This is a genomic window from Actinokineospora fastidiosa (assembly GCF_014648415.1).
In the GTDB taxonomy this organism is placed as follows: Bacteria; Actinomycetota; Actinomycetes; order Mycobacteriales; family Pseudonocardiaceae; genus Actinokineospora; species Actinokineospora fastidiosa.
On sequence record NZ_BMRB01000002.1, the window covers coordinates 70441 to 82920 of the forward strand.

At 74.0% G+C, this 12480-nt stretch carries 10 protein-coding genes and 1 pseudogene; 3 read left to right on the top strand and 8 right to left on the bottom strand.

Going from position 1 to position 12480, the window contains the following annotated elements:
- Positions 1-8 precede the first annotated feature (8 nt).
- From IEY98_RS10370 to IEY98_RS10380, 3 genes are all read right to left on the bottom strand, one after another.
- On the bottom strand, positions 9-1418 hold the full coding sequence (locus IEY98_RS10370; protein ID WP_189211703.1) for an MFS transporter: 1410 nt from the start codon (positions 1416-1418) through the stop codon (positions 9-11).
- A gap of 144 nt (positions 1419-1562) precedes the next feature.
- The gene (locus IEY98_RS10375; RefSeq protein WP_229786785.1) at positions 1563-2390 is read right to left on the bottom strand and encodes an arylamine N-acetyltransferase family protein; all 828 of its coding nucleotides are present in this window, start codon (positions 2388-2390) and stop codon (positions 1563-1565) included.
- A gap of 34 nt (positions 2391-2424) precedes the next feature.
- Entirely contained in the window at positions 2425-3219 is a 795-nt protein-coding gene (locus IEY98_RS10380) for a glycerophosphodiester phosphodiesterase family protein (protein ID WP_189210229.1), read from the bottom strand.
- A gap of 67 nt (positions 3220-3286) precedes the next feature.
- Between IEY98_RS10380 and IEY98_RS10385 the strand changes: the two genes are divergently transcribed.
- Together IEY98_RS10385 and IEY98_RS10390 are read left to right on the top strand one after the other, a co-directional pair.
- A complete protein-coding gene (locus IEY98_RS10385; RefSeq protein WP_189210230.1) occupies positions 3287-3625 on the top strand; it encodes a hypothetical protein in 339 nt (112 codons plus the stop codon).
- A 61-nt stretch (positions 3626-3686) separates the two neighbouring features.
- A complete protein-coding gene (locus tag IEY98_RS10390; RefSeq protein WP_229786786.1) occupies positions 3687-5369 on the top strand; it encodes a putative bifunctional diguanylate cyclase/phosphodiesterase in 1683 nt (560 codons plus the stop codon).
- Between the two features lie 228 nt (positions 5370-5597).
- Here IEY98_RS10390 and IEY98_RS10395 read toward each other — a convergent pair whose 3' ends face one another.
- The 3 genes from IEY98_RS10395 to IEY98_RS10405 form a co-directional block, all read right to left on the bottom strand.
- Complete coding sequence (locus IEY98_RS10395) at positions 5598-6374, bottom strand: tyrosine-type recombinase/integrase (protein WP_229786787.1); 777 nt, start codon at positions 6372-6374, stop codon at positions 5598-5600.
- Positions 6375-7419: 1045 nt separating this feature from the next.
- A complete protein-coding gene (locus IEY98_RS10400; RefSeq protein WP_189210231.1) occupies positions 7420-9057 on the bottom strand; it encodes a peroxidase family protein in 1638 nt (545 codons plus the stop codon).
- Positions 9058-9177: 120 nt separating this feature from the next.
- On the bottom strand, positions 9178-9990 hold the full coding sequence (locus IEY98_RS10405; protein ID WP_189210232.1) for an SDR family oxidoreductase: 813 nt from the start codon (positions 9988-9990) through the stop codon (positions 9178-9180).
- 465 nt (positions 9991-10455) lie between these two features.
- Here IEY98_RS10405 and IEY98_RS10410 point away from each other — a divergent pair, with 465 nt between their 5' ends.
- Complete coding sequence (locus tag IEY98_RS10410) at positions 10456-11112, top strand: maleylpyruvate isomerase N-terminal domain-containing protein (protein WP_189210233.1); 657 nt, start codon at positions 10456-10458, stop codon at positions 11110-11112.
- Here the strand turns inward: IEY98_RS10410 and IEY98_RS10415 are convergent.
- Both IEY98_RS10415 and IEY98_RS10420 read right to left on the bottom strand, forming a co-directional pair.
- Positions 11071-11939, bottom strand: a pseudogene (locus tag IEY98_RS10415) (sigma-70 family RNA polymerase sigma factor). The gene IEY98_RS10410 and the pseudogene IEY98_RS10415 sit on opposite strands and share 42 nt — an antisense overlap.
- Entirely contained in the window at positions 11939-12346 is a 408-nt protein-coding gene (locus IEY98_RS10420; protein ID WP_229786788.1) for a VOC family protein, read from the bottom strand. Before IEY98_RS10420 ends, IEY98_RS10415 begins: the two are co-directional and overlap by 1 nt.
- Positions 12347-12480: the final 134 nt, after the last annotated feature.

The following is a 12480-nucleotide window of genomic DNA, read 5'->3' on the forward strand; positions in this document are numbered from 1 at the left end:
ACCTTAGATCACAGCCTGTTCGGCACGGGGTTGCCCACGGCCTCGATGGCCCGGCGCACCGGCACGAAGTACAGCAGGACGAACCCGATGGCGAAGAACGCGATCAGCGACAGGATCGCGTAGCGGTAGGAGCCGGTGGCCCCGGCGGTCACGGCGAACACCAGCGGGCCCAGCCACGACGTGGCGCGCTCGCCGACCTCGTAGATGGAGAAGTACTGGGCCTGCTTGCCCGCCGGGATCATCTGGCTGAACAGCGACCGCGACAGCGCGTTGGTGCCGCCCAGCACCAGCCCGATGCCCCCGGCCAGCGCGTAGAACTGCAGCTGCTCCCCGGCCTGGACGAAGTAGGCCAGGCACAGCACCACGACCCACACCGAGAGGCTGCCCATGATGGTCCGCTTGGTGCCGAACACCCGCGCCAGGCGCCCGTGCAGCACGCCGCCGAGGAACGCCACGAACTGCACGATGAGGATCGTGGTGATCAGCACCTGGTCGTCGAAGCGCAGCTCCTCGCTGCCGTACTGGGCCGAGAGGTTGGCCACCGAGGCGATGCCGTCGGTGTAGATCAGGTAGGTGCCCAGGAACGCCAGGGTCAGCGGGAAGCGCCGCGCGTCGCGCAGGGTCGCCCCCAGCTCCTTGAACCCGGCGGTGAGCACCGACCCGGCGCGCGGCTCGGCGATCGGCCGGTGGTCGCGCAGGGTGCGCAGCGGGATGAGGGTGAACAGCGCCCACCAGATGCCGGAGGTGAGGAACGCCAGCCGGGCCGCGGCGCCCTCGTCGACGCCGATGCTCTCGCCGAAGAGGACCAGCACCAGCTGCAGTCCCAGCGCGAGGCCGCCGCCGAGGTAGCCGAAGGCCCACCCGCGCGTGGACAGCGCGTCGCGCTCGTCGGCGGTGGCGATCTCGGGGATGAACGAGTAGTAGATCGCGATCGAGGTGCCGTAGCCGATGTTGCCCAGCACGAACAGGACCACGCCGAGTTCCCAGTTGGTGCCCGCCACCAGCGCGATCGCCATGGTGACCGCGGCGCCGCCGAAGGCGAACCCGGCGAGCATGGCCTTCTTGCGCGCCGAGCGGTCGGCGATCGCGCCGATCAGCGGCACCACCAGCACCTGGATGACGGTGGCGAAGGACAGCAGGTAGCCCCACAGGGACCCGGCGGCGAACTCCAGCCCGAACAGGCCGATGTCGCAGTTGACGAGCTTGTTGGCCGCCCCGTCGGGGCCGACGCACGGGGTGGGGCCGTTGCGGGCGGTGTCGGCCAGGGCGGCGTCCCCGGCGACGGCGGTGAGGTAGAGCGAGCCGAACACCGTGATCACCGAGGTGGGGAAGACGGAGTTGGCGAAGTCGTACCAGACCCAGCCGCGTTGCTCGCGGCGGCGCGTGGCCGGGTCGGCTGTCGGGCTGTCGTCCACCATGCTCACTGCCGCCTCCGCGCGGTCCCGCCTGCGCCGGAGATCACAACCGGCACGCCGGAGACTAGCGGCCGGGTTCGGCGGCCACGCCCGCCGAGTCCCAACCGTTGCGTCCCGGCCGCCCCCCAGTGCGGCCGGGACGCGGCCTCAGCGCACGGCGGCCAGCTCGGCCTCGTCCAGCTCCAGGCCCAGCTGCGCCAGCAGCGCGCCCATCTCCTCCGGGGCCACCGTGCGGGTCTCCACGCCGCCGTCAGCGTGCCGCACGGTCAGCTCGCGGCCGTGCAGCGTGGTCGCCATGCCCGGCTCCAGCCGCTTGACCAGCAGCTTCCTGACGAACGGCGAGTCGGGGTGGGTGGCGGTGTAGTGGTGGGCGACGTCGAGGTCGACCTGGCGCAGCGGCGGCCCCTCGGCGAACTCGTGCTCGGCGGTCCAGCCGTCGTCGCCGCGGCGGGTCAGCACCCAGCGCCCGTCGGGCAGCGCCACCAGCCGGGTGGGCCACCCGGCCTGGTCGACCTCGGCGCCGTCGATGAGCGGCACCGGCGCCCACATGCTCGCGCCGAACCCGACGTCGGCCAGCATCGTGCCCTCGTCGGTGTCGACCAGCAGCATCATGTGGGTGCTGGCGCCGGAGCCCTGCGGGTGCACCCGCGCCAGCCTGCGCCGGACGGGGTAGCCCAGGCGCTCCAGGACGGCGGCGAAGAGGGTGGCGTGCTCGAAGCAGTAGCCGCCGCGGCGGCGGGTGACGAGCTTGTCGGCCACCGCGGGCAGCCGCACGCCCGGATGCCGCCCGGTGATCACGTCGACGGTCTCGAACGGGATCGCGGCCACGTGCGCGGCGTGCAGCCCGCGCAGCGCCTCGGCGGTGGGGGCGGTGACGGCCGGGTGGTCGATCCGCGCCAGGTAGGCGGTCAGGTCCAGCTCCTCGACGCCCCAGTCGGTGGCGGCGTCGGGGTTGTAGTCCAATGCGATGCTCACGGCGGCAAGCCCATCACCTCCAGCGCGCTGGAGGTCAAGCCCGAGCCCACGCCCCGCGTTCGATGAGCACGTCCTTGAGCACCCGTGGCCGGTCGGTCATGAGCCCGTCGACGCCGAGGTCGAGCAGCCGGTGCATCTCCTCGGGCTCGTCGATGGTCCACACGTGCACCTCGCCGCCGCGGCGGCGGGCGGCGGCCACGAGGCGCCGGTCGACGACGGTGAGCGCGCCGTGGCGCACCGGCACCTGGGCCAGCGGCGGGCGGCCGGGGGAGCGGCCCAGCGGCAGCGCGGGCAGCCGCCCGGAGGCCCAGAACAGCGCCATCGCCCGCATGCCCATCGAGGTCAGCACCGACGGCCCGGCCAGCCTGCGCACCCGGGCCAGCCGCGCCTCGGAGAAGGAGGCCACGCACACCCGGTCGGCGGCGTTCGTGCGGCGCAGCACGTCCAGCAGCGGCTCGACGGCGGCGTCGGCCTTGACGTCGATGTTGAACAGCGCCTCGGGCAGCTCCTCCAGCACGTCCTCGAGCCGGGCGACGGGCTCGCGGCCGCCGATGCGCGCCTGTCTGACCGTCGACCAGGGCAGGGCGCCGACCTCGCCGGTGGCGTCGGTGGTGCGGTCCAGGCGCGGGTCGTGCTGCACGACGACGACGCCGTCGCTGGTGGCGTGCACGTCGGTCTCGATGTAGCGGTAGCCCTCGGCGACGGCGCGGCGGAAGGCCGCCAGGGAGTTCTCCATGCCGTGCATGTCGTCGCCGGGCACCGTGGAGTGCCAGCCGCGGTGGACGAAGGCCCTGGGGTGGGGGCCGGTGAGGAAGCCGTGTGTGGGCACGGTCCTGAGTCTGCCTCAGCGGCGTGGCGTTGTGGTGCACGACGGGTGTCGGGCTAGCGTCGCGGCCATGGTGAAGCTCTCCACCCGGCAGGCGCGGCACTGCGGCTGGTGCGGCGCGGGCCTGCCGGACGCGGCGGCGTCGGGCAGGCCGCGCCGCTATTGCGGGCAGGCGTGCAGGCAGCGGGCGTATGAGCGGCGCGGCGTGGTGCAGCGCGGCGGGCTGCCCGAGGACGCGGTGGTGCTGTCGGCCGCGGAGCTGGCCGACCTGCAGGATCGGCTGTTCGCGCTGCGCTGCGCCGCCGAGGACGTGGTGACCGCGGTCCAGGACGGGGCCAGCCCCGCGGAGCTGGCGGCGTTGGCCGCCGAGATCGGTTTCGCGGCGAAAGCGGCCGAGCGTCTACGCTGACGATCACCCGTCCACTACGCTACGTGCCCATGTCCCCACGGAAACGGGTGAGGGTGACCGGGTGACGGACGACTGGGCCGCCGCGGCGGCGATACTCACGGCCACCGACACCGCCTACGCGCTCACCGACCAGCAGGGCCGGGTGCTGTGGGTGAACCCGGCCATGGCCGGGCTGCTCGGGCTCGGCGTCGAGCGCTGCGCGGGCCGGTCGCTGACGGCGCTGCTGGCGGGCGCGCCCGACGAGCCGCACCCGGCGGGCGTCGAGGAGGGCACGGTCGTGCCGCTGCCGGGCCCGCACGGCTACCGGTGGCTGGAGATCCGCTGCACGGCGGTGGACGAGGACCGCCTGCTCTACCGGGCGGTGGACGTGACGCACTGGCGGGCCCGCGAGCTGGAGGCGGGCGGGCTGTCCAAGCGGCAGGACGAGCTGCTGCGGCTGGTGGACGAGGACCCGCTGACCGGGCTGCCCAACCGGCGGGCGCTGACCCGCGAGCTGGAGCGGCAGCTGTCGATGGGCGCGCGCGGGGCGTTCCTGCTGCTGGACCTCGACCACTTCAAGGACGTCAACGACCTGCACGGCCACCCGACCGGCGACAAGGTGATGTGCACGCTGGCCTCGCTGCTGCGCGACCGCATCGGCAGCCGCCAGGTGCTGGGCAGGCTCTCCGGCGACGAGTTCGCCGCGGTGCTGCCCGGCATCGACGAGCGCGCCGCGGTGGCCGTGGCCGACCGGCTGCGCAACGCCATCGCCGCGGTGCCGCTGACCGGGGTGGCCGGGACGGGCCGCATCACCGTCAGCATCGGCATCGCCCCGTTCGACTCGGGCGTGTCCTGGCAGGAGGTGCTGGCCAACGCCGACATGGCGCTGTACGCGTCCAAGGCGGCCGGGCGCAACCGGGCCACCGTCTACGAGCAGGGCCACTACAAGGACACCGCGCTGCGGGTGACGGTGATCGAGCGGGTGCGCGCGGCGCTGCGCGACGGCGGGTTCGTGCTGCACGCGATGCCGATGGTGAAGCTGGCCAGCGGCCGGGTGATCGGCCACGAGCTGCTGCTGCGGCTGGAGGACGGGCGGGAACCGGCGCTGGGGCCGGGGGAGTTCCTGCTGGCCGCCGAGCGCAGCGACCTGGTGTGCGAGATCGACCGGTGGGTCGCGGGCAAGGCCATCGAGACGCTGGTCGAGCACCCGTACCCGGGGCTGCGGTTCAACGTCAACGTCTCCGGCCGCACCCTGGAGGACGAGGACTTCGGCGACTTCGTGCTCGACCGGCTCACCGCGGCCGGGGTGGCGCCGGGCCGGTTGGGCTTCGAGATCACCGAGACCGCTGCGGTGACCAACCTCGACGCCGCCCGCAGCCTGGCCCAGCAGCTGCGCGCCTCGGGCTGCCGGATCACCCTGGACGACTTCGGCTCCGGGTTCGGCTCGTTCGTGCACCTCAAGGAGCTGCCGATCACCGGGCTGAAGATCGACGGGGAGTTCGTGCACGGCATCGACTACGGCAGCCGCGACACGGTGCTGGTGCAGGGGCTGGTGGAGATCGCCCGCGGCCTGGGCCTGTCGGTGGTGGCCGAGTGGGTGGAGCGGGCCAGCCAGGTCGAGGCGCTGTCCCGGCTGGGCGTGCGCGTCGCGCAGGGCTTCCACCTGGGCAAGCCGGAGCCGCTGGCGGCGCTGCTGGCCCGCCCGCACGGCACCTGGATGCGCCGCCCCACCCTGATGCAGGACCTGCAGACCCTGGAGTCCTGACCCCGGACACACGGCGGCCCCCGCCCGGGCGGGCGGGGGCCGATTGCGCGTTGCGGATCAGAGCGCGTTGCGCGCGCTCTCCCACTCGCGGTCGGTACGGACAGCCATGACACCATCCCCCATTCGTGTCTGCGCCGCGACACCCCCCTGGCATCCGGACCCGGCCGAGTGGCCTTTCCGGTGCGGCGCGTGACAATTCTACCGCGAAACGACCATGCGATGCCGCAATTAGAGTGAACCGCTGCGGCTGTTCGGGGGTCCGAGCACCTCGCCCACCAGATCCACCGCGCTGCGCTGCGGATCCCGCGCCGCGCTGTTGTAGACCTGCTCGGTGGTGTCGACGCTGCTGTGCCCCACATCCGCCTGCACGTGCACCAACTGCGCCCCCGCCTCCACCGCCGTGGTGACGTAGAAGTGCCGCAGCGCGTGCGGGTGCATCGCCGAGGCCACGTCCCGCAACACCGGCCCGCCCGCCTCCGCCAGTCGCCGCAGCAACTGCCACACCGCCTGCCGCTGGTACCGCGCCCCCGTGCGCGTGCGCAGCAGCGGACTGTCCACCAACGCCCGATCCCGCCGCGCGGGCAACGACCCCTCCGCGGCGTCCCGCGCGCGCAGGTAGTCGCTGATCGCCGACTCGGCCAGCGCGTGCAGGTACACCACCCGCGTCTTGCCGCCCTTGCCCCGCACCCGCAGCGCCCGCCGCCCCCGCGTGACGTGCAGGTCACCGCGGTCCAACCCGCAGATCTCCCCGACCCGCAGCCCCAGGGTGAACAACGCGACCACCGCCGCGGCCCGCGCGCTGTCCACCGGCCCGGCCCCCCGCCGGGGCGCGGCCGCGGTGTCGTAGAGCGCCCGCACCTGCGCCGTGGTCAACGTGACGGTGCCCGAGGCGGAGTCGGCGGGCACCGCCAACCCCAGCCGCCGCCGATCCAGCGCGGCCGGGTTGCCCGCGGCCAACCCCGTGTCGGCCAGGTGCGTGTAGAGCGCCTTCACGGTGGCCAACATCCGATCCCGCGTGGCCACCGCGGCCCGAGCCTGCTGCAGGTCCGCCAACCACACCTTGACCTCGGAGGACCGCGCCGCACAGGGGTCGATGCCGCGCGCGGCGCACCACCGAAACCAATGCAGCGCCCGCAACCTCCCCCGAGCAGCAGGCGGCGGCCCACCCCGCCCCGCTCCAGCCCCACGGCCATTCGCCCGGGAGGCCGAGGCGGCAGCGGACACACCGCCACCCGCCGAACCATCATCGCCCAACACACCGCCGCTCCCCAGCGAAAGACCGCCGCCCGACACACCGCCTCCGGCCGACCAATGTCCGCCACTCACCGCGCCGCCCCCGATCGCACCGCCGCGACCCGGGGAACCATCGCCGCCAAGTGCACCGACACCGAGCGAGCTGCCGCCGCCATCCAGCGAACCGCTGTCACCCGCCCAGCCGCCGCCGCCATCCAGCGAACCGCTGTCACCCGCCCAGCCGCCGCTGCCTTCCAGCGCACCGCTGCTGCCCGGCGAGGAATTGCCGCCCGCCCAGCCGCCGCTAGCGGGCGCACCACTGCCACCAGGTGCACCGCTGCCCGAACCATCAGCGGAGGCCGTTCCGTCGCAGGCATCCGCAGCGAACAGTTCCTCTGCGTGGCCTCCGGCTGCCCGCACGCGTGCCCCGGCCCCGGGCGCCTGAACCCTGTCCTGGTCCGGGCGGCCGGGCGCAGCGCCGCTGCCCGTCCCGCCACCCGCCGCGCCGTTGCTGCCTGTCGGGCCGCCGGTGTTCACCGCTGTGTGGTCGGCGGGTGGGGTGAGGCCGAGGGCTCGGGCGTAGCGGGCGAGGGCGGCGGTCCAGCCGGGTGGGTGGTCGGTGTGCCAGTCGCGCAGGTCGGCGACGGTGACCGGGAGGCCGAGGCCCTCGGCGTAGGTGCGGCGGGTGCCCGCGTTGCCGTACCCGGCCAGCCACTCGGCGATCTCGCCCAGCAGCCGCACCGGGTCGGCCACGCCGGGCCAGGGGCCGGGGGCGGGTCGCGGCGCTAGATCATCAGGCACGCCGCGACCCTACGGCCTAGTCGCCGAGCGGGTTGAGCAGGTCGGCCTTGCCCTCGAAGGCGAACAGCAGCAGGTCGGTCATGCGGAAGGTGGCCGCGTCCGGGCCGAGGGTGGGCCGCCAGTGCGGCTCGCGCACGATCGAGACCCGCGAGCCCTCCATGGCCCGGTGGAACACCTCGGCGACGATCCGCCCGCCGACCGCGCCGAGGCGGCCGCCGCCGAACTCGGCCTCGCGCAGCACGTAGAACCACAGCGGCGTGGCCTCGGCGACGGTGGCGCGCTGGGCGTCGGTCAGGCCAGCCAGGTCCGCCCCGCCGTTGCCGTCGAGGATCTGCTCGCGGGTCAGCGGCCGCACCCCGAACAGCCGCGCCATCTGCTGCCCGGTCGCCAGCTCGATCATCGACGCGCGGGTCAGGTTGCGGAAGGCGAGGTTGCGGGCGATCTCCGGGAACGCGGTGCCGCGCCCGGCGAACGTCCCGGCCGGGAGCTGCGCCAGCGGGTCGACCAGCAGCGTGTCGATCCGCTTGGTCACGTTGCCCCCGCCCGGCGGCGGCGCGAGGTCGGGGCGGTCGGCCTCGGTGAAGTCGTAGAGCCTGCGGAAGTCGGCGATCCAGTTCGTCGGCAGGCGGTCCACCGTGCCGGAGTTGGGGTCGTCCAGCTCGGCGACCCCGCCGCCGGAGAAGTTGCCGGACACCCCGGTGAAGGTGAACAGCAGCAACAGCGACGCCACCGGGCCGGGGCCCTCGGAGCGGAACACCCGGTTCCATTCGTACGCGCCGCGCACCATGCTGTGCCCCATGCGGTAGGCGGCGACGGCGAACTCGACGGGCATGGTCGGGCGCCGCCCGCGGTGCGGGGACTCGAAGAACCGCCGCCCCCGGGTGAACACGTCCTCGACGATCGCGGGGTCGACCACGCGCGGCAGGAAGTCGGTGCGCAGCATCCACTGGTAGTGCTTGACCACCTGCTCGCGCGCCGCCTCGAACAGCCTGCGCTCGGCGATCCCGGTCAACGCCAGGTGCTCGACGACCCGGTTGTGGAAGCGGATGAACGCCAGGTGCGTCTGCGCGATGGCCAGGTTCTCGTCGTTGCGCGGGTCCGGGATCAGCGGCAGCCGCCGGTCGGCCAGCGTGCCGCCGGTGCCGCCCACCCTCGGCAGGTCGAACCCGGCGAGGTCGACCGCGACCCGCTCGTCGGGGAACGCCGCGGCGACCGTGGTGCCCGTCTTGAGCCGCACCCGGTCCTCGGCGTAGAACTTGCCGTCGTTGGCGTCCTGCGGGCCGCGCCCGTAGACGGAGTCGAGGTCGAGCGCGGGGGAGCGGCCCTGGACGAGCTCGTCGAGGGTGACGTCGCTGCCCAGCTGGGTCGCGGTGCGGTCCATGGTCAGGTCGTGGTCGACGAACTGGCCCAGGTAGGTGAACCCGGCCGGGACGGTGTCGTCGGGGTGCACGGCCTCGGCGTCGGTGATCGCGGCGGCCAGCGCGGCGCGCAGCTCCTCGTCGGTGCGCGGCCCCTTGGGCCCCAGCCGGGAGAAGCGGAACCGCCGCAGCTCCTCGGCGGTGGACGGCGCGCGGGTGATCGGCGCGCCGGAGTCGTCGGTGTCCAGCACTCCCTCGCCCACGACGAAGAAGCTGTTTCGGGCATGGCGAATCATCGGAACTCCCCCAGGTGAATTTCTCGGGGACCGGTTGATTTCCTCCCCAGGAAACCGGATCCCCGCTGGTCCCGAGGCTACCGGAAACGCGTGGTCCGGGCGCGGGAGCTGAGCGGGTGTTCAGCTATTTCCGATTTGCCGCGCGATTCGCCGCTCGTATTCCGCGCGGGCGGCGCGGTCGACCCGCAACGCCCGCCGGTCGTCGGCCAGCGTCCGCAGCCACCGCATCACCGGCTCCGGCGCCAGCGCGGCGAGGACGTCCCACGCTGCGAGGTACCCGGGCACCGGGATCTCCGCCTTGCGCGTGCGGCAGCTGCCCACCACGGCCTCGGCGACGTCCTCCGGCTCCACCAGCGCCAACCCGCGCCCCACCGGAGCCCCGGACGACAGCTCGGTGCGCACCGCCGAGGGCAGCACAGCGCTGACACTGACCCCGCTGTCGGCGTACTCGCGCCGCACGGCCGCGGTCAGCCCCAGCGCGGCGTACTTGCTGGCGTTGTAGACCGCCATGCCCGGGATCGCGATCTTGCCCGCCATCGACGCGATCGTCACCACATGCCCCCGGCCGCGCGCGAGCATCCCGGGCAGCACCAGCCGCAACCCGTTGATCACGCCCCACACGTTGACGTCCATCGTCACCCGCGACAGCGCGTCCGGCTCCTCCAGGAACCCGCCCAGCGGCATCACACCCGCGTTGTTGACCAGCACGTCGATACGGCCGTGAGCGGCGAGGACATCGTCGACGAAGGCGGCGTAGGACTCGCGGGAGGTGACGTCCAGGCGGCGATCGGTCCCGTCCAGATCACCCGCGCAGACGGTGGCCCCGGCGGCGGCGAACGCCCGCGCCGTGGCCAGCCCGATCCCCCTGGCACCCCCGGTCACGACGACGACGGCGTCGGCCAGGTCGATCGCCGGATAACGCGCACGGAACACCGAAGCACCTCCCGAGACCCGCTCTGGACCCTAGCGCCACCCCGGCCCGCCGCCTCGACGGCCGGGTCGGCTGGTGTGCGGTCCCGGGCAGGCATCGCCACGGCGGGGACCGTGCCCGCGCACTTCGCCGGAGCAGCGCTCGGTCACCGACGGTCGACTAAGAGTGTGGCCGAGGCAGGCAACTCGTGGCATTCGCCAGCAGGTGGGCCGCGCTGCCAGCGCGCAGACAACGGGCGGCAGGCCACCTGCGGTGCGGCCCTTGTCCGGCCGTCCCGATGCCGACGTACGCCTGCTGTCGTGTTCCCGCCCCGGCACAAGGCTCCCGTTCCCGCCCTGGCGCACTGCCCGACACCTGCGGCGGGCCCGCCGGGCAGACCACCGCTGCCTGGCGTCGATCGTGTCCGCCTGCCACGGCGGTGCGGGGCGATCTTGTCGGTTGTTCCGGCTGCGCACTACCGTGCCGGAGTGGATCTGTTCTCCTCGTCGTGGTCGGCCCTGCGGGCTGCGGTCGCCGGGTTGGCCGAGGCGGACTTCGCCCGACCATCCGGGTGTGCGGGGTGGCTCGTCCGAGACCTGGTCTGCCACCTGGTCATCGACGCCCAGGACGTGCTGATCACCCTCGCCACCCCGACCGATCGGGAGCCGACGCGTGACGCGGTGACCTACTGGACCGTCACCGACACCCCGCCCACCGGTGAGGACCCGCTCGACGCGCTCATCGTCCGCCTCGCCGCCGCGTACGGGGATCCGGCCCTGTTGCAGTTCCACCTCGACGACGTCGGCTCCGCCGCGGGCCGGGCCGCCGCCCTCGCCGACCCCGCGACCCGGGTCGGCACCAGGGGAGAGGTCCTCACCACCGCCGACTACCTCTCCGCGTACGTCCTGGAGTGGACGCTGCACCACCTCGACCTCACCGCCCACCTCCCCGACGCGCCCCCGCCGCCGGGGGAGGGCCTGGCCCGCGCCCGCCGGATGCTGGAGACGATCGCGGGCAGGGCCTTCCCCGCCTCGTTCACCGACACCGACGTCCTCCTGGTCGGCACAGGCCGCCGTGCCCCCACCGACGGGGAGAAGGCCGCCCTAGGCGCGACGGCCGCCCGTCTGCCCTTCGTCCTCGGCTGAGCCAGCGCGGGCGAGCTCGGCCGGGTCGGTCACGACGGCGATGGCGACGATCCTCCCGCCGACGACGGTGAACACGAGGGCCGACAGCGGCGCGCCGTCCGCGCGCCAGGACACGATGCCCGGCCGCCCGTCGATGAGCACGACCCGTCCCCGCGCTGCCCCGGCGGCGGCCATCCGCGCGCCCGCGGCGACCTTGGTGGCGCCGAGCACCACGACCGCGCCGTCGGGGGTGTCGACGGTGAGCCGCACGTCGGGGGCGAGCACGCGCAGCAGGCCCGCGAAGTCGCCGTCGCGGGCGGCCGCCAGGAACGCCTGCACCACCTCGCGCTGTTCACGCCTGGTCGAGGTCGGCTCGCTCGCGCGCGCCTTGCGCCGGGCGCGGCTGGCGAGCATCTTCGTGGCGTCGGTTGACCTGCCGAGGATGCTGCCGATCTCGGCGAACGGCACCGCGAACAGGTCGTGGAGCACGAACGCCAGCCGCTCGTCGGGCCGCAGCGCGTCCAGGACGGCCTGGAGCGCGAGCCCGACCGCGTCGGCGAGCGCGGCGTGGTCGTCCGGGGCGGGGGCGTCGTCGACCGGCGCCGCCCAGTCGTCGTAGGCGGCCTCGGGTCGGGACTGCCGGGAGCGCAGCACGTCGAGGCTGATCCGGCCGACGACCGTGGTCAGCCAGCCCGCGAGGTTGTGGATGTCCGTGGTCTCCTGGCGGGCCATGCCTCCTGGACCACGTCCTCGGCGTCGGCGTGCGAGCCGAGCATGCGGTAGGCGACCGCGCGCAGCCGCTCCCGCTCGGCCTCGAACGCCTCGGCGACCGCTCCCGCCCGGACGATCACCCCTGCCCCCCGAACCGCTGCTGACGCAGCGAGATCCGGTTGCCGTCGGGGTCGACGGCCTCGACGCGCACCCCGAACGGGTAGTCCTGCGGCTCGTCCTCGACGAAGGCCACCCCGCGCCCGCGCAGCACCGTGAAGTCCTCCCTCAGGTCGTCGGACTCGATGACGAGCGGCCCGGGCGCCGCCCCCGGCTCGACGGGCTGCCCCGCCGCGGGCGCGTGCGGCCACAGGATGATCTTCACCGGGCTGTCGGCCACCCCCACGGCGAGGAAACGCCCGTCCGGCCCCGCGACGTCGATGTGCTTCACCAGCCCCAGCCCCTCGGTGTAGAACTCCAGCGCACGCTCCTGGTCGGTGACGTACACGGTCACGTACATGATGTCGGTCAGCACGGTGGCTCCCACTCTCTCTCGTTGGTCGCCGGTATGACGGGAGCCGAGAGCAAGAGGTAACGCGCCTCCCCACGATGGCTGACCCCCCAGGTTCACGGCATTGGCCGACGTTCTTCGACGGCCCATGCACCTCCCCACGCTCCTCC

Coding starts and splice junctions, on each gene's coding strand:
- IEY98_RS10400 (WP_189210231.1), bottom strand. CDS start 9,057: ATGATTCGCCATGCCCGAAACAGCTTCTTCGTCGTGGGCGAGGGAGTG.
- IEY98_RS10395 (WP_229786787.1), bottom strand. CDS start 6,374: ATGTTGGCCACCGTGAAGGCGCTCTACACGCACCTGGCCGACACGGGG.
- IEY98_RS10385 (WP_189210230.1), top strand. CDS start 3,287: ATGGTGAAGCTCTCCACCCGGCAGGCGCGGCACTGCGGCTGGTGCGGC.
- IEY98_RS10370 (WP_189211703.1), bottom strand. CDS start 1,418: ATGGTGGACGACAGCCCGACAGCCGACCCGGCCACGCGCCGCCGCGAG.